The organism is Capnocytophaga sp. oral taxon 863 str. F0517, assembly GCF_000466425.1.
Taxonomy (GTDB): Bacteria; Bacteroidota; Bacteroidia; order Flavobacteriales; family Flavobacteriaceae; genus Capnocytophaga.
On sequence record NZ_KE992155.1, the window covers coordinates 32,076 to 48,865 of the forward strand.

General features: G+C 36.8%; 13 protein-coding genes and 1 tRNA gene. 5 read left to right on the forward strand and 9 right to left on the reverse strand.

What is annotated here, in order from left to right; all coding sequences use genetic code 11:
• Window positions 1–29: 29 nt before the first annotated feature.
• The 8 genes from HMPREF1551_RS07050 to HMPREF1551_RS07085 all read right to left on the reverse strand — a co-directional run bounded on the left by HMPREF1551_RS07050 (window position 30) and on the right by HMPREF1551_RS07085 (window position 8,804).
• Window positions 30–1,343, reverse strand: a complete 1,314-nt coding sequence (locus HMPREF1551_RS07050; RefSeq protein ID WP_021628393.1) for a DUF4910 domain-containing protein — start codon at window positions 1,341–1,343, stop codon at window positions 30–32.
• Window positions 1,344–1,354: 11 nt separating this feature from the next.
• On the reverse strand, window positions 1,355–1,849 hold the full coding sequence (locus tag HMPREF1551_RS07055) for a KdsC family phosphatase (protein WP_021628394.1): 495 nt from the start codon (window positions 1,847–1,849) through the stop codon (window positions 1,355–1,357).
• A 9-nt stretch (window positions 1,850–1,858) separates the two neighbouring features.
• Window positions 1,859–2,914, reverse strand: coding sequence for an N-acetylneuraminate synthase family protein (locus HMPREF1551_RS07060; protein ID WP_021628395.1), 1,056 nt, complete (start codon window positions 2,912–2,914; stop codon window positions 1,859–1,861).
• Window positions 2,914–3,663 (reverse strand): cytidylyltransferase domain-containing protein, encoded by a 750-nt coding sequence (locus HMPREF1551_RS07065; RefSeq protein ID WP_021628396.1) that lies wholly within the window; start codon window positions 3,661–3,663, stop codon window positions 2,914–2,916. Before HMPREF1551_RS07065 ends, HMPREF1551_RS07060 begins: the two co-directional genes overlap by 1 nt.
• Before the next feature lie 9 nt (window positions 3,664–3,672).
• Complete coding sequence (locus HMPREF1551_RS07070; RefSeq protein ID WP_021628397.1) at window positions 3,673–4,521, reverse strand: NAD-dependent epimerase/dehydratase family protein; 849 nt, start codon at window positions 4,519–4,521, stop codon at window positions 3,673–3,675.
• A 15-nt stretch (window positions 4,522–4,536) separates the two neighbouring features.
• Window positions 4,537–5,856, reverse strand: a complete 1,320-nt coding sequence (locus HMPREF1551_RS07075) for a UDP-glucose dehydrogenase family protein (protein ID WP_021628398.1) — start codon at window positions 5,854–5,856, stop codon at window positions 4,537–4,539.
• A gap of 83 nt (window positions 5,857–5,939) precedes the next feature.
• Window positions 5,940–6,926, reverse strand: a complete 987-nt coding sequence (gene pfkA / locus HMPREF1551_RS07080) for a 6-phosphofructokinase (RefSeq protein WP_021628399.1) — start codon at window positions 6,924–6,926, stop codon at window positions 5,940–5,942.
• 120 nt (window positions 6,927–7,046) lie between these two features.
• The gene (locus HMPREF1551_RS07085; protein WP_021628400.1) at window positions 7,047–8,804 is read right to left on the reverse strand and encodes an ABC transporter ATP-binding protein; all 1,758 of its coding nucleotides are present in this window, start codon (window positions 8,802–8,804) and stop codon (window positions 7,047–7,049) included.
• 207 nt (window positions 8,805–9,011) lie between these two features.
• On the opposite strand from HMPREF1551_RS07085, the gene HMPREF1551_RS07090 reads away from it, so the two are divergent.
• From HMPREF1551_RS07090 to HMPREF1551_RS07110, 5 genes are all read left to right on the forward strand, one after another.
• Window positions 9,012–9,461, forward strand: coding sequence for a GatB/YqeY domain-containing protein (locus HMPREF1551_RS07090; protein WP_021628401.1), 450 nt, complete (start codon window positions 9,012–9,014; stop codon window positions 9,459–9,461).
• Window positions 9,462–9,480: 19 nt separating this feature from the next.
• Window positions 9,481–9,554, forward strand: a tRNA-Arg gene (locus HMPREF1551_RS07095).
• Between the two features lie 112 nt (window positions 9,555–9,666).
• On the forward strand, window positions 9,667–10,836 hold the full coding sequence (locus tag HMPREF1551_RS07100; protein WP_034544492.1) for a tyrosine-type recombinase/integrase: 1,170 nt from the start codon (window positions 9,667–9,669) through the stop codon (window positions 10,834–10,836).
• Between the two features lie 74 nt (window positions 10,837–10,910).
• Complete coding sequence (locus tag HMPREF1551_RS07105; protein WP_021628403.1) at window positions 10,911–11,996, forward strand: type I restriction endonuclease; 1,086 nt, start codon at window positions 10,911–10,913, stop codon at window positions 11,994–11,996.
• Between the two features lie 16 nt (window positions 11,997–12,012).
• On the forward strand, window positions 12,013–12,402 hold the full coding sequence (locus HMPREF1551_RS07110; protein WP_021628404.1) for a hypothetical protein: 390 nt from the start codon (window positions 12,013–12,015) through the stop codon (window positions 12,400–12,402).
• 25 nt (window positions 12,403–12,427) lie between these two features.
• Here the strand turns inward: HMPREF1551_RS07110 and HMPREF1551_RS07115 are convergent, their stop codons facing one another.
• Window positions 12,428–16,747 (reverse strand): tape measure protein, encoded by a 4,320-nt coding sequence (locus HMPREF1551_RS07115; protein WP_021628405.1) that lies wholly within the window; start codon window positions 16,745–16,747, stop codon window positions 12,428–12,430.
• Window positions 16,748–16,790 lie beyond the last annotated feature (43 nt).

The following is a 16,790-nucleotide window of genomic DNA, read 5'->3' on the forward strand; positions in this document are numbered from 1 at the left end:
TTTTTAATAAGTTATTGTTTTTTATTGGTTCAAATTTTTCTCAATAGTTTATGCTCTTCTAATTTATAAGCTACATTCAATATCTCTTGTTCTTTAATATCTATCATCTCAGCTATTTCTCTTGTTGAAAAAGTGCCATCAGAATAGTTTAATAAATACATCACAATTTTGGTAAAATTTTCACTGTAAGCTAAATTATTTGAAGATGATGCTCTACTTCTTCGTGTTTGCTTGGTGTTTATATTAGGATAAAGTCCTCTCTTCCCTAATTGAGGCTCTCCAAAAGGAAATAAATTTTCAAAATAAGAAGTAGTTTCTAAAAGATTAAATAATCTAAAAATTTCTTCTGCACTCTTATATACTTGCTCTAAACTCATAAAGTTCTTATCATCTAAAGAAGTATGATATTCTGGATATTCATTATAAACAGTTCTAGCTATCTGTCCTACAGGTATATCTATACCAATGGTATTATATTGTCTTTCATCAGATCCTCCTAAAGGTGTAAAGTCTCTTAAATCACCATCCTTATTCATAGCTTCTATAAAAAGTCTATCAATAATGGAATTCCCGTTCTTAGATTTTTTATAACTCAATTTATCTACCTCTCCTCCTAAACAAGTTAATACAAGTCCTGCTAAAACATTTTTTCGAAGTTCTTCTTTTCTCAAACTTAGATATGAAATAGAACCTATAGTCTCAGGGTTTACTACAAATCTATAGCTAAAAGTTCTATCTTTAATTTGCTTTAATTGTTGGTATAAATACATCATTACCAGAGGGCCACTTAATTCATTATTTCCCATTGAAGGGTGACACAAATAAGTAGTTATCAGTATTTCTTTATCTGTTCTTCCTTTTAAAAGATATTCACCTACTTGTAAAATACCTTTTTTAAAGTAAGTATCTATAACTACCTTATAATTGGTGTTTGGTAGTTTGTTAAACTGTTCATAAGAAAGACAGAACCCCCATCTCTTTTTGTAATAGCTTGTAACATATGGGATAGCTTTGGGAAGATCTTTGTCAAAATAAAGATGCTCTTTTAATTCTTCCCATGATACATCTCCTATATATCTATCAGAATAGTTTACTAAATGTAGATTATTATCTTTAAAATCAATGATTTTTTCACCGTTAATATTTTCTAAATAAGCTTTATTCACTTCCCACTCATCAGGTATCACCCAGTCAAAAACTTTTTGTCTAGAATGAAATTCTAATATTTCAAAGGGAATTATCTCTCTCATAATCTCTAAACTTTCGCGATATCCTTTACCTAATATAGATCTACAAATGGGATAGAGTCTATCAAAATAGGAGTCTAATAATTTTATATCCATTTTATACGAAGTTATAATGATAATATTTCTGCTATCTTGTCATTTCCTACAATAATTTCTACAAATTCTCTAAAAACTCCTTCTCCTCCTTTTTTAGAACAAATAATTGTTGATAATTCTTTTATATAATCAGGAGCAGAGGAGGGGCAAGCACTGAGTCCAACATTTTTTAAGACCTCTATGTCATTGATATCATCCCCTATATAAGCCACCTCTGATAAAGATATACAGAGTTCCTTACAAAGTTTTGAAAGTATAGTTAGCTTATTTTCAACACCCATGAATAAGTAATCAACATTCAATTTTGAAGCTCTTCTTCTTACTATTTCAGTGTTTTCTCCTGTAATAATGGCAATAGGAATATTTAGTTTTCTTGCAAAAAAGATTCCAGCACTATCATAAGTATTGAACTTTTTCCATTCATTATCTTTTTGGTCATAATACATACCTCCATCAGTCCAAACACCATCAATATCAGTAGTTATTAATTTTGGAAGTGTTAACATAATTGTGTTTTAATTAAAATATTCAGAATAAAGAATTTCGTCTTTTTCTATATCTTTAATAATAGTTTTACCTATTAATTTATCCTTTTCACTCCATTTTAATCCATCACCAGGTGATAATAAGTGAATATCATTTATAGTGATTATTTCTCCTACTTTCATTTTTTTATTGGTAGCAATAGATCTTTCAAGTTTCTTTTTAGAAGAGGCAACACTTTCCTCAATAAAAATTTTTTTCTCACCTAGAGATTTTTCGAAAAGACGAATATCTCTTACCATTCTATTTACTCCGTCAGGACCTAAAGAACCAGCTTGATCTGTTCCTTTCATTCGTCTATCAATAGTGATATGTTTTTCAATGATTTTTGCTCCCATAGCTACAGCAGCTAAAGAGGTAGCAATACCTATAGTATGATCTGAATATCCTATAGTGTAATCTTTATAATTTTCTTTAAGAAAATCTATAGTTCTTAAATTTACATTATCAGGGTGGGTAGGGTATTGAGAAACACAATGTAAAATACTTATATTGTCATGAAATTTAGTAATTACATCCAAAGCATCATCTAATTCTTTTTTACCAGCCATTCCTGTAGACAAAATAATAGGAATTTTAGTTTCTGCCAGGGCTTCTAAAAGGGGAAGATTAGTTAAATCTCTACTAGCTACTTTTAGATAATCGGGAGTAAAAAGTTTCAAGAGACTCAAACAACCAATGGCGCATAATGTCTCTATAAAATCAACACCTTTAGACTTTGTATATTTATATATCTCAAAATGAGCATCATCACTTAATTCTAAATAGGCTCTATGAGCACCATAAGTTTCAGCAAAAGCATGTGGAGAGTTATAAGGAGCATCCATCTGCGATTTTGAGAGTTCTTGGCTAAGATCTCTCTTTGTTAGTTTAATGGCATCCATAGGGGATAGTTTTAGGTCAAAAGTATCTTCTTCTATAGACCTACATGCTAAATCAATAATTAATTTAGCTATATCTACAGATCCATTATGGTTTTGCCCTATTTCACCAATAATGTAAACAGATTCTTGATTTTTAGTTTTCATTATTTTGTATTTTTATTAATTTCTAAAGTCATTTTTTCTAATAAGAATGGATTTTTTTGTAAAATATTGTAAATATTTGATAAGCTATAATCTTTATCTTTTATATGTTTTAATACAAATTTTATATGTTTAAAATCTTCTTCAGTATCTAATGTAAGCCTTATATTCATTGGATATTTACAAACATCAAATATTGGTTGTATCAACTCTATCTTAAATATATTTCTATTTGAATAAATGAAATTAGTTACATGCTCTAAGTAGATTTTCTCTTCTGTCAGTTCAGCTATTTTTTTTAAGGCTTTTAAAGATACTAACTCTGCCCAAAAACCAAAATGTGTTTTTATTGATACATTCCCATTTATGTCAAAAGAGATATAATCATTATCATTCATGGGAATCATAAAGAGAGTTTTCATATCTTCTATTGATAAGAAAGGATTATCAGCACATAAACGTATTATTTCTGTGATATTATATTTTTCTGCACAATTAATAAATCTTTTAAGCACATTATCCTCATCTCCTCTAAAAATTTTTACACCTAAAGAAGTTGTTATTTGTTCTAAAACATTATCTCTCTCATTGGTAGTGGTAGCTATAATAATATCTTGTTTGTTAAAACTATCTATAAGTCGATTGAGAATAAATGCTAATACAGGTGTTCCTTTCCCATCTATATCCGCAGTCATTTTTTTAGGAAATCTTGTGGAACCATTCCTTGCCTGAATAATAATAGCTCGTTTCATTATTTATTTCTATCTCTTTATTTCTTTAATAAAGTCTTTTATATGCTTTTTAGCCTTCCAGCCTAATGCCTCAGTTTTTTGTGTAACCACTTCAGCAGTCATACGATTGCCTTTACGTTCAGGGAGCATTTGTATCTCTCCTCCAAATAACTTGGCTATCTCTAAAACAGTATAAGTTTCTGGACTTCCTATACCAAAACCATCCCCATTACCTTTTTCTCCTACGATAAGTAATCCAGATACTATATCCTCAATATGAGTAAAGTTGCGTTGTTGTGTACCAGGGTTTACTACAGTGAGAGGTTCTCCTTTTTTCATCTTCTCAGTAAAGAGTGCTATAAGAGTGGCATACTTACCAGTACGGATCTCACGCTTACCATAAACATTGTAAAAATAAACAATAGCATACTCTAAACCATACCAATTACCATAGTTTTTCACTAACTCTGTGTTCGACGATTTGCTCCAAGCATAAGGACTTTGATCTTTACCTATACCTCCATCACCAAACTTAGTACTACTACCCGCATATACTAATTTACACTTATGCTTTCGGCAGAACTCCAATACTTTAAGAGTGCCTATTTTGTTGAATAACAAAACTTTGTCTATATCATCAAAACTTTGTTCTACTCGTGAGTATTCCCCTAAGTGATAGACAAGATCAGGGGTAAAGTCAATCAACTCAAAAATATGTTCTGTGCTCCCTTCTATATAAGTAACGCCTTCTACATGATTATCACGACTCCCTGTAAAGTAGTTGTCTAATGAGTACACTTGATTTTTGGAGCTTTTAGCTAAAGCCTCACAAAGATTAGAACCGACAAAGCCAGCCCCTCCTGTTACTAATATTTTCATATCTGTTTCCTGATTTTAAACTCCAATTTGTATATATTCAAACCCTTTGTTAGGCAAATCAAAGGCATTGTATTGATTACGTCCATCAAAAATTACTTTTTCTTTTAGTAATTTACTTATTTCATCGAAGTCTGGTACACGGAATTCTTTCCATTCAGTAAGGAGGAGAAGAGCATTAGCTCCCTTGAGAGCATCATACTTATTTTCTACATAAGTTACATCAACTCCTTTTAGATAGCATACTTTAGCTTCATGTACAGCCTTAGGATCATAGGCTTGTATTTTAGCTCCTCGTTTTACTAATTCTTTGATAATATAAATAGCGGGAGCTTCTCGCATATCATCAGTTTCTGGTTTGAAAGAGAGCCCCCATACAGCAAAGGTTTTTCCTGTAAGATCTTCTCCATATTTCTTTACAACTTTCTGAGCAATAACATACTTCTGACGATTGTTCACATTATCCACCGATTCTATAAGTTCAGCTTTATAATCCACTTCTTCAGCTAGTTTCTTTAGCGCTAATACATCTTTAGGGAAGCAAGAGCCTCCATAGCCACATCCAGGATAGATAAAACTATAGCCTATACGGCTATCAGAACCTATACCAATACGCACTTTATTCACATCAGCACCAACTCGTTCACAAATGTTAGCTATCTCATTCATAAACGAGATTTTGGTAGCTAACATTGTATTAGCAGCATACTTGGTCATCTCAGCCGAACGAATATCCATTGTAATCATCCGCTCATTCTGCATATAAAAGGGACTGTAAAGCTCTTTCATCTTCTTGAAAGCATATTCGTTATCTGCTCCTATTACCACACGATCTGGCTTCATAAAGTCTTCAATAGCCTTTCCTTCTTTTAAAAACTCAGGGTTTGACACCACGTAAAATTTGTAATTCACTCCACGTTTGTCTAAAGCAGCTTGCACAGTAGCACGTACCTTATCTGCAGTTCCTACTGGTACTGTTGATTTATCGACTATTATAAGTTCTCCTTGCATAGTCTCCCCTATAGACTGAGCTACAGAAAGTACGTATTGTAGGTCAGCGGATCCATCATCACCCATAGGAGTGCCTACAGCTATAAAGGCTACCTCAGCCTCTTTGATAGCTTCAGCTATATTAGTAGTAAAAAATAGATTCTTATGAGCTACATTGCTCAGTACCATTTCTTCTAATCCAGGCTCGTAGATGGGGATAATACCTTGTTTAAGTTTCTCTATTTTCTGAGTGTTTACATCTACACAAGTTACTTTATTACCCATTTCGGCAAAACAAGTACCTGATACCAAACCGACATAACCGGTTCCAATAACTGCTATTTTCATTTAAAAAATAATTCTATATTGATGGGACGAAGTTACGAAAAATAATTTGATTTAAAAACTTTTTATCGAAAAGTTTTTAAAGGTTATACACTCATAATCTTTGCGATACGAATAAGGTCTGGATCGAGCTTGCTTTCACCTCCTTTGATAGCCTTTTCTAGTGGAGTGAGGTCTATTTTGTCATTATTGATTCCTACCATATAGTTGGATTTTCCTTCGAGAAGGGATTCCACGGCTTTCACACCCATGCGGCTGGCTAAGACACGATCAAAGCAGGTCGGAGCACCGCCTCGCTGTATGTGTCCCAATACGGTTACACGGATATCATAGTCAGGATTTTGTGCCTCTACGTATTTTTTGAGTTCGTATACATTTTGTCCTGTTGTATATCCTTCGGCTACCACTATGATGTTGGACATTTTCCCTTTGTTGTGATTGATGGCAATCTCATTTACCAAGTCTTCCAAGGTGCTATGTTGTTCAGGGATAAGAATCTTTTCAGCACCTCCTCCTATACCTGAGTTGAGAGCAAGGAAGCCAGCGTCGCGCCCCATCACTTCTATAAAAAACATACGGTTGTGGGAGCTGGCAGTATCACGTATTTTGTCAATAGCCTCTACTACGGTATTAAGGGCTGTATCGTATCCAAGGGTATAGGTGGTACCATATATATCATTATCTATCGTACCAGGAATCCCCATGACAGGAAAGCCAAATTCTTGATTGAAGAGTAGGGCGCCAGTAAAGGAACCATCACCTCCAATAACTACCAATGCATCTGCTCCAGCAGCAATAAGGTTTTCATAGGCTTTCTTACGCCCTTCGGGGGTGCGGAAATCCTTAGAACGAGCCGACTTGAGAAAGGTGCCTCCGCGATTGACAAGGTTACGGACACTACGGGCATCCAAGGGAGCAAAGTCATTTTCGATCATACCTTGATATCCTCGATATACTCCTAATACGGCTAAGTTATGGTATGCGCAAGTACGAACTACAGCGCGTATGGCGGCGTTCATCCCAGGAGCATCTCCTCCTGAGGTGAGAACGGCTATTTTTTTAATGTTTGTCATAATTGTTATTAATTGGTGATTGTTTGTTGGGGGCAAATTTACGTAAAAAAATGATAGTACCCTAAAAAATAAATATTTTTCTATAAATTATTTTTATCCCTTTATTCTAAGGTCTTTCCTCTAAGAGGCAAACTGCATGTCGTACAGGTTCTTATAGTAGCCATTATCAATCTTTAGGAGCTCATCATGGGTGCCTTCTTCTACAATATTTCCCTTGTTCATTACGATAATCTTATCTGCCTTGCGAATAGTAGAGAGCCTATGGGCGATGATGATGGAGGTACGTCCTTGGGTGATTTTCTCAGTGGCTTGCTGTAAGAGTTTTTCAGAATGGGAGTCTACTGAAGCGGTGGCTTCGTCAAGAATCAGGATCTTAGGCTTATGTACATAGGCACGAAGGAAGGAAATCAGCTGGCGTTGACCTGCCGAAAGCACGGCACCTCGTTCCTTAACATCGAAGAAATAACCATTAGGCAATTGCTCTATAAAGTCATGGATTCCAATCTCCTTAGCTGCTTCTTTGACTTGTTCTAAGGAAATGCGCTCGTCTCCTAAGGAGATATTGTAATAGATGCTGTTGGCAAAGAGGAAAACATCCTGAAGGACGACACCTATTTGCTTGCGATAACTTTCCAAGTTATAATCATCACAATTGATTCCATCAATGAGGATCTCTCCTGAAGTAATGTGGTAGAATCGCGTAAGTAGTTGTATTACAGTGGATTTTCCAGCTCCCGTAGCTCCAACAAAGGCAATTGTTTGCCCCTTTTTAGCTTCAAAGCTGATACCATGTAGGATCTCTTCTTCCTTTTTATAACCAAAGGTAACATCTTGGAAACGAATGTCTCCTTGTATTTTTCTGTGTTGTCCTTTACTGAACTCTTCTTGGTTTTCTTGGTCTTCCTCCATGATATCAAAAACACGACCAGAGGCTACCATTCCCATTTGTAACACGGTGAACTTGTCAGCAATATGTCGGAGTGGGCGATAGAGTTCTTGAACTAACTGGACAAACATAAAGATGACTCCTAAACTAGCCATTTCATGTTGGGCAACTTGCAAGCCTCCATACCAAATAACCAAAGCAATAGCTAAGGAACTAAGTATCTCTGCTATAGGAAAATAAATGGAGTTTTGTAGGATATTTCTAAGCCATGCTTTCTTGTGTTTTTCATTAATCTCTCGGAAGGTTTTGTATTCTTCATTCTCTCGGTTGAAGAGTTGCACAACCTTAATCCCACTGATACGTTCTTGTACAAAGGAGTTTAGGTTGGCGACCTCTCTACGAATGTCAGTAAAAGCAGCTTTACTAGCTTTTTGGAAGAGGTGAGTGGCATAGATAATAATAGGTAAGGTAAGGAAGGTCAGTAGCGAGAGTTTCCAGTCGGTCAGTAGCATCAGAGACATAATAAGAGTCATCTTCAGTACATCCGAGATGATCTCAAATAGGCCTGCGCTGAAGATTTCTCCGATACGTTCCAAGTCATTTACTGCACGAGTGATAAGTACACCCACAGAGGATTGGTTGTGATACTTCATATTGAAGCGGAGCATCAGAGAAAATAGCTTTTTGCGAATGTCACAAATGACGGCTTGCCCTATCCAACCGGAATAGTAGGCGAATGAGATTTGGGAGATGATTTCTGAGAGGAGTACCCCTACCAGTAGCAAACTTGCATACAGAAGACCCTCATAATCTTTGGGTACTATATAATTATTGATAATTTCCTTGGATATATAAGCTCTTAGGGAGCTGGCTCCTGAAATAAATATTGACAAGAGAGCCACTATGGTAAAAGTCCATTTATAAGGTCTGGCATAAGAGAAGAGCTTGCGTAAGATAGAAATATCGGTATTTTTAGTTTTCTGTGGGGTCATTTTATAAGTAAATAGTATTGAAATATAGGCTTTTAAAGCCTTGTAGCTATAAAGGCACGCTGCAAAGGTACGAAAAATATTAGAACTGAAAAGAATTACTTACTTGTTTTTATACAAACAAAAATAGAAAAATATTTTCTTAGTTTGAAAAAAAGATGTAACTTTGCACCTGCAATAACGCCAAGCTATTGCTTAAGATTTTTTACCATGAGTTTAGAAGCAAAAATAATGGAAGCCCTCAAGGAAGCTATGAAAGCGAAAGATACCATAGCCTTGGAGTCCTTGCGAGCTGTAAAATCAGCTATATTATTGGCTAAGACAGAAGCCAAAGCAGGGGAGATCCTTGCAGAGGAAGAAGAAATAAAGCTCTTACAACGCCTTGTAAAACAGCGTAAAGAGAGTGCTGATCTTTACCAAAAACAAGGAAGAGAGGACTTGGCTACTCCAGAGCTGGCACAGGCCGAAATCATAGCTAAGTTTCTTCCTGAGCAGCTTTCTGAAGAAAAAGTAGAGGCTATCATCAAAGAAATTGTGGCTCGAGTAGGGGCTACTGGTATGAAGGAGATGGGTAAGGTCATGGGTGAGGCTAATAAAGAGCTTGCAGGAAAAGCTGATGGGAAGCTTATTGCAGCGATAGTTAAGAAAGTATTGTCATAGATATTTATTATTTATAAAAGGCCGCGTAGTTCAACTGGATAGAATATCAGATTTCGGCTCTGAGGGTTAGGGGTTCGAAGCCTCTCGCGGTCACTAAGTGTAACACTCTTCCACTCAATGTGTTACAACTATTTTAAGGCTAAAATCTCGTTTGTAATTTCACTAAAACGTCATGGTAAACGTCATGGTAAAAATTACAAACAAAATGGTAACAAAAACATCTCAGGGGTGTAGCTATACCGAATTTTGGGTATCCCCATCCAACTGGCAGAAAGCTACCAAAAAAGATTTAAGCAAAGATTGGTTTGTCGAATGTGTCTTTTTTGATCCTCGCTATGAAAAGAAATATCCTAAAGGTTTTTCTTTTCGTAAAAAGGCTAATAAGCCACAAACAATAGAGGAACGTAAGGCGCTTATTTCTTTCTTTCTCAAAAGTATTCCCCAACAATTTAATGATGGGTATAATCCTATTACCAGAAAGTACATGAATATCCGAAATGAAGGGCTATATCCTAATTTGCTCTTTATTGAAGCGTTCAGACGAGCATTGGAAATGAAGAGGAATGCAAACAATAAGCGACATCTGTATGATATACAGTGTGCTATTAATAGACTAGAAAAAGCCAGTGAAGCCCTTAGCATGCAGTATATCAAAATCAAGGATTTGCGGCGTGTGGATCTTAAGCGTATGTTGGATTATCTACAGCTTACTGACAAGTATTACAATAAATTCGTGATTTATATCTCAAGCCTCTATCGAGAGCTTATAGAATATGAGTGCTGTGAGACTAACATCACCAGGGATATTTATCCTAAAAAGACTTTCAAGGAACCTCGCCTTGTGCTTGATAAAGATGAATTGGATAGGGTAAGGGAGCACTTAGAGGAGACACACCCCGATTTCTACCGCTATATGATGATCTTCCTTTACTCAGGGGCACGTAATACGGAGCTTTTCAGACTACAACGCAAAGATGTAGATTTGGATAAGCAGGAGTTCGTAATACTTCTTGAAAAAGGCGGGCAGTACAAACGATGTACTAAGGTGATACTTTCCCCTGCATTGGAATATTGGCAGGACGTATGCAGTGAGTGTAAAAGCCCTGATGATTATCTTTTTGCCTTGAACTTCGTACCCAGTAAGAAAATGGGAAATAAAGAAATTGTTACTCGATTTTGGAAGCGACACGTAAAGGATAAACTCGGTATTGAAGCTGATTTTTATTCACTCAAACACTATATGCTTGATAACTTGGATAGTGACACCGCTATGCTTTTGGCTTCCCATACCAACAAGAATACCACCGCTATCTATCAAGTCAATAAAGCCAAAAAGGACAGGGAAATGCTTAAACAGCTGAAAATAGAGATATAGAATGTTAAATTCCTTTCGTATTCCTTTAGGTTTTATTAAATTTGTACCCAATTAAATAATACATCAATCATAACATGGAAATAGAAGCAGAACTAAAGGGCAAATTAGAGCAGCTTTATAATCGTGTGGAAAGTCTTAAAGACCAAATTAACACGGAGGAAGCTACTAAAAACGCCTTCATTATGCCTTTCTTGCAGATACTCGGCTACGATGTATTCAACCCTACCGAGGTTATTCCTGAATACGTGGCTGACATAGGTACTAAGAAAGGAGAAAAGGTAGATTATGTGATCAAAAAAGACGATCAGGTCGTGATTATCATTGAGTGTAAACATTGGAAAGAGAATATCAATGCGCATAACTCCCAATTGCACCGATATTATCACGTTACCGATGCACGCTTTGGTATTATTACCAATGGGATTGTGTATGACTTCTTCACAGACCTTGAAAAGCCTAATATCATGGACAACAACCCTTTCCTTACCGTGAATTTGGCTAACCTCAAGGATAGCACCATTAAGGAGCTGGTGAAGTTCACCAAGGCGACCTTTAGCATTGACAATATATTAGAGAGTGCCGAAGCCCTCAAGTATGTACGCGCCCTCAAGAATGAATTTGAAAAGGAGATACAGGAGCCGTCCGATGACTTTATCAAGCTATTGGCGCGCCGTTTCTTTGATAAGCAAATCACCGCGGGCCGCTTGGAGATATTCCGTGGGTACCTCAAGCGCGCCATGACTTCCTATTTCAACGATTCGATTAATACCCGCCTGAAAACAGCCCTTGATATTAACGAAGGCAAGGCACTGCAACCCAAGGAAGATCCAGTATCGCCTGAACCTATGGTAGAAGATGATGACGAAAGTAGGATCATTACTACTGAGGAAGAGTTGGAAGGCTTTCAGATAGTCAAAGCAATTGTTAGGGAGAAAGTACCCGCTTCACGAATTGCCTACCGAGATACCATTTCCTACTTTGGGATATTGTTGGACGATAACAACCGCAAGCCTATTTGTAGGTTGCATTTCAACGGAGCAAAGAAATATATCGAGTTCTTTGACAAAGGAAAAGATAGCTCCGAAAAGGTACTCCTTGACAGCTTGGACGATATTTACACCCACAAGGAACGCCTATTGCATACAGTTGAAATTTACTAACTTAAACACATAACACATGAAGAAAGTACTACTGCTCCTTATGGGGCTAATTGCTTTGGGGTGCTCTAAAAAAGAAGAAGATAAGATTGTACCTAAGGACATAGAAGTTTCATGGACATATATTGAAAATGAGGGAGAACACAATGAGAAATATGTAAATTTAGCTTTTTCGTACGATGAATATATTCTTACAATCATAGATAAATTATGGTCAAAGACACGTGTAGAAAAAGGAAACTATTCCTATGATTATCCAAATCTACTAATGACAAGTAAAGATGGTTCTTTGTCTATAAAAGGATCTATTAATGAAAAGAAAGACAGACTAACATTATATAAATTTAAAACTATATATTTTATTCCTAAAACGGAAAATATTGTATTAAGACATAGATGGAATGAATAAAAAAGCCCCTTAATTGGGGCTTTTCTTATGACCTTATCTTAATTCCTTTGGTTGTAAGGTCGTCTATTCCTCTTTTCACTCCTGCCATATCCTTTTTCATTCCTGATATATCATCTTTTACTTGGTGGAGTTGGTATGTATTGGTGTCTATGTTTGCAAGGTGTCTTAATTGCCTTTCTGAAAGGCTCACTAAAGATTGATGCATTTCCTTTATGCTATCAACCGTTTGCTTCTCTAAAGCTGTCATAAGTGTAAAACGCCCATTGAGTTCTACTCCCGTGTCTTGGCTCATATGTATAAATCCTTTTTCTGCTGCCCTACGTTGCTCATCAAGAAAGCCAAAACCATTAGCCTTGGCCATCTCATTCCATTGTCGAGTGAAAGTCTCCATTTCACTTACCTTGCTTTTCATTGTATTTCCAAAGTTAGAGACCAATTCAGATGATCGCCTTGCGAAATCTTCACTATTATCAGACTCCTTCCCTGCTTTAAGTATCTTATCTTGCAGCTCCTTAAAAGGCTTTGATACAAATTGTTCAAACATAAGTTGTTTACCCAACTTTCCTATAACGCTACCTATAGTTTTTGAAAAACTTTCAAAAGCATCTTCCCCATTCTGTAAGGCATTATACACACTATCAGTTATAGCATTTCCCAACTCTCCAAATGTATTCTTTACATATTCCTCGAACTTCTTTTGTGATTCTTGTGCTCTATCGTATTGATCAATAATATCTTGTAAAGCTTGCTTCCCACTACCCCCAAACTCTCTATTATTTACAATACTCTTAGCTAATTCTGCATTAAATTCACCATTAGCTTTTATCAGTTCAGGATAAACATCTGTAATTCCTTTCCAAACAGTATGAGATTTTTTCCACCACAAAGCCCCAGTTGTATAGCTTCCATCTGCAATCTTTATTTTTTCAAGATTACTCTGTTTCGCCTCTAATTCTAATATATTCTTATGCCAATTACTATTAAAAAAAGGCGTAGAATTATTCTTTAGATATTCTCTTCGCTCTTTAGTAAGGCCGCTTTTTGTATTTTTTTTGAACTCTTTCCATTGTTCTTGGTATATTTTTAAATAGTCCAAAGCATTGGCTATTTCCTTGGTACCAAAAGCCGAAGTGTTTTCTTTATGCAACATTCTTTCTTCCCAAAGAAGTCGATTATACTCACTTTGTTGATTTAGTTTGGATGTTGCAATTTCCTGCAATTTCTTTTCATGTTCCATACGTGCCTTGGCGGCAATCTCAAACCCAGATGATAATAGCCCTGCAACAGCCCCTATAATCATCCCTGTTTTAGCGCTTTTCCCAAGGCTTTTAAATACCTCACCCATTTGCATGGCATTTTCTACAGCATTTCCTATAAGGCTCTGTATCTCGGCTATCTTAGCAGAGAAATCCCCTAAATCCACTACATTCAATTCAGAGACAAAGTTATACAAGGTCTTCACGGTTCCTGCTGCTTTTAGCACACTTCCTTTGAGCTTTTCAAAAGCAGCTGCTTTATCAGTATCCTTTCCTTCTTTTATTGCCTTCATGAACTCCTTGAAATCTTCGGCTAAGGCTGAAAATACCGGTCTTATTTCCCTGGCTTTCCCTTTGGCATTCTCCAGTCCTTGAGAAATAGCATGAAGGGTCTCCGGACCAACATTGCCCAAATCTTTCATCTTCTGATAGAGTACTTCGGCATCGGCAATAAGGCTATCCAAGTCACTCAAATTCATATTGGATAGGTCGCCAAATAGGTTAGAGATAGTGGTTCCTGCCTCTCGGCTCTCGGTTTCTAACTTGAATAATTCATCATTCTTTAGTTTTTCCAATTCTTTGAGCGCCTTTTTAAGCTGTTTTACCCTCTCATTGTATATTCCATCTACATTCTCGGCTTCTATCTTTGCGATTTCACTCAAAAGTGTTTTCTTATCCTCCTGAAACTTGAGCTCTATATCCCTTCTTTTCTCATCATAGCCTTTGTATTTCTCCAACATTGATTTTATAAGGCTCTCCTCTTGTTGCTGTTTGAGGTGGCTATTTTGCTTATTAGCTATGATCTCATTTTCATTGATAGCCTTCAATCGAGTATTATAGGTGTCGCTACTCATTGACCCCTTACTATCGACACGTTCCTTTTCCAAGGCACGACGAGCGTCCTCACCTCCACGACGAATAGCCTCCGCTTTTTCATCATAATAATAACGTACCAGGGCTAATTCCTTTTCATAGCCTTCCTGCATTTGTTCGATATTCGCTTTCTGCTGGGCTAATTCGTTATCTATGGCAAGTCGTGTAGTCTGTAATAGGTGCGCTTCTTGGTCAAAAATAGGGTGTTCGGATTTGGCGGCTTTAGTGGTTTTTGATTTTAAGTCGTCTCCAGTTAGTCCCTTATACTCCTTTTTCTTTGCCTCTAAAGTGGATCTTTTTTCTTCTAATTCTTTTTGAATTTTATCTGATACATTTGTGCTGTTTTTATTCCTATTTTCTATGGTTTTTATTTGCTTTTCTAAGGCTAATATCTCCTTTCTAAGGACAACTACATTTGTTGTTTTTTCCTTTTCCTTCTCTATCATTTTTATATGATCATTATAGGCTTGATTAAAGCGACCTAAGTCTTCATACGAATAGTTTAGAAATGGATTATCCTCATTTATAAGTCTAAATTGTCCTTTTGTACTTACGTCTTTCTTTCTGTTGAATGCTTCGTTTATCTTACGCTTTGTTTCTTCCAATTGAGAAGCATTCATTCCATTAAGAGAATTGGCAAAATCATTCACTTCAAGGCCAACAACTACCTTTTCTTGTTTGCGTTTTAGTAGCCCATCTTCTTTGATTTGACTTCTTAGTCCATCAATAGTCCTTTGAATACCCAATGCTGCGGTACTATCTACCTTTTTTTGGAGTTCCTCTAATCGTTTTATCTCGGCTTCTTTTGCTTTAATGCCTTTTTCTGTTTTAACGACAGCATCACGAGACATATTTTCATCCATTGCGGCAAATTCACCATTGACATCTTTTAGAGCCTTGGCCATGTTTCTCAACAAGTCATTCAATGAGGTATATTGGTCAAAAACTCCTTTCATGGTGCTTTTGAGAGTCAAAAAAGCTGTATTTCTCTGCTCCCAAGTCTTGGTCTCATCTTGTACAACAGAGATTAAATCGTTTATTTTGCTCTTCTGTTTGTCAATAATACCCGCTTGCTCCTCACGCAATTTGTTATGCCGTTCGGTGGCCCTTGTGTTTGCATCGGTACTATCTCTCAAAATGAAATAAGCACTTACCAATCCCATAGCTGCTGTTGCTACCAGTACATAAGGATTGGAAAGCATGGTTGCATTAAGGAGTTTTTGAGCTTTCTCTAATAACAAAAGCCCTTTATATTGGGCAAGTTGAGCGATAGTCCATCCCTTTGTAACTTCAGCATTAACAGCAACAACGGCACTATTTACAAGAATTGCGGTCCTGTACGTTCCATAGGTAGCTATAAGCCCCGCTATTACCTTACCCAAGGTTTGGTAATTCTCAACCAAGAAAGCTACGCTTGAGATAGCCCCCGAAGCGATTCCCTCGGTAGCCTTGCCTATCTCGTTGAGCATATTATCAAAGTTATCTTCCAAGTTGGACAGCTGACCGCTTAGGGTCTTACTCTGCTCTGCCATTAGGTTGTAGAATAGTCCGCCCTCGTCTGTCATACCCTTGATAACGGCTTGTACTTCAGCAAAGCCTATTTTCCCTGCTGAAACCATGTCTTTGATTTCGGTTTCACTCTTACCTACGACCTTACTAAGCTCGGCAATGATAGGAATACCTGCATTCATGAACTGATAGAGATCATTCGTCATTAACTTGCCTTGCGCTTTGACTTGCCCATATACGTGAATGAGTTGTCCCATAGGAACACCCAATCCAGCAGCTACATCACCCATACGGCGGAGGGTCTCGGTTACTTCCTCGGCAGGAACTTGAAAAGCAAGCAAACGCTTAGCCCCCTCGGATACTTCTTGTAGTCCGAAAGGGGTTTTAGCTGCCAAATCAGTCATTTGTGCCATTAGCTCGTTAGCTTTCTCCTTGCTCTTGAGCATAGTGCCAAAGGCAATTTCAAGCTGTTGAAACTGGGAGCGGACAGCTATAATCTTTTGGGAAAACTCATAGGCTTTTGAGATGGTAAAGAATGCCATTGCCCCTTTGGCGAGGTTATTAATAGACTGTTGGAGCTTATCAGTCTCTTTTTGGGAGCTTTGCATGGAGTCTTTCATGAGCTTTTCCATGTCTTTTAGCCCTTCTTCTAACTTCTCAAGGCGCAAACGGGCTTCAAAATCTAAACTTCCGTTATCGTTGTTCATAATAATCTATGTTTTAAAATGTAAAAAAACGCCCCATTGCTGA

What these genes read in the sequence shown, in the direction of transcription:
- HMPREF1551_RS07050 (WP_021628393.1), bottom strand. Translation starts at nt 1,343, where the DNA reads ATGGATATAAAATTATTAGACTCCTATTTTGATAGACTCTATCCCATT.
- HMPREF1551_RS07055 (WP_021628394.1), bottom strand. Translation starts at nt 1,849, where the DNA reads ATGTTAACACTTCCAAAATTAATAACTACTGATATTGATGGTGTTTGG.
- HMPREF1551_RS07060 (WP_021628395.1), bottom strand. Translation starts at nt 2,914, where the DNA reads ATGAAAACTAAAAATCAAGAATCTGTTTACATTATTGGTGAAATAGGG.
- HMPREF1551_RS07065 (WP_021628396.1), bottom strand. Translation starts at nt 3,663, where the DNA reads ATGAAACGAGCTATTATTATTCAGGCAAGGAATGGTTCCACAAGATTT.
- HMPREF1551_RS07070 (WP_021628397.1), bottom strand. Translation starts at nt 4,521, where the DNA reads ATGAAAATATTAGTAACAGGAGGGGCTGGCTTTGTCGGTTCTAATCTT.
- HMPREF1551_RS07075 (WP_021628398.1), bottom strand. Translation starts at nt 5,856, where the DNA reads ATGAAAATAGCAGTTATTGGAACCGGTTATGTCGGTTTGGTATCAGGT.
- pfkA (WP_021628399.1), bottom strand. Translation starts at nt 6,926, where the DNA reads ATGACAAACATTAAAAAAATAGCCGTTCTCACCTCAGGAGGAGATGCT.
- HMPREF1551_RS07085 (WP_021628400.1), bottom strand. Translation starts at nt 8,804, where the DNA reads ATGACCCCACAGAAAACTAAAAATACCGATATTTCTATCTTACGCAAG.
- HMPREF1551_RS07090 (WP_021628401.1), top strand. Translation starts at nt 9,012, where the DNA reads ATGAGTTTAGAAGCAAAAATAATGGAAGCCCTCAAGGAAGCTATGAAA.
- HMPREF1551_RS07100 (WP_034544492.1), top strand. Translation starts at nt 9,667, where the DNA reads ATGGTAACAAAAACATCTCAGGGGTGTAGCTATACCGAATTTTGGGTA.
- HMPREF1551_RS07105 (WP_021628403.1), top strand. Translation starts at nt 10,911, where the DNA reads ATGGAAATAGAAGCAGAACTAAAGGGCAAATTAGAGCAGCTTTATAAT.
- HMPREF1551_RS07110 (WP_021628404.1), top strand. Translation starts at nt 12,013, where the DNA reads ATGAAGAAAGTACTACTGCTCCTTATGGGGCTAATTGCTTTGGGGTGC.
- HMPREF1551_RS07115 (WP_021628405.1), bottom strand. Translation starts at nt 16,747, where the DNA reads ATGAACAACGATAACGGAAGTTTAGATTTTGAAGCCCGTTTGCGCCTT.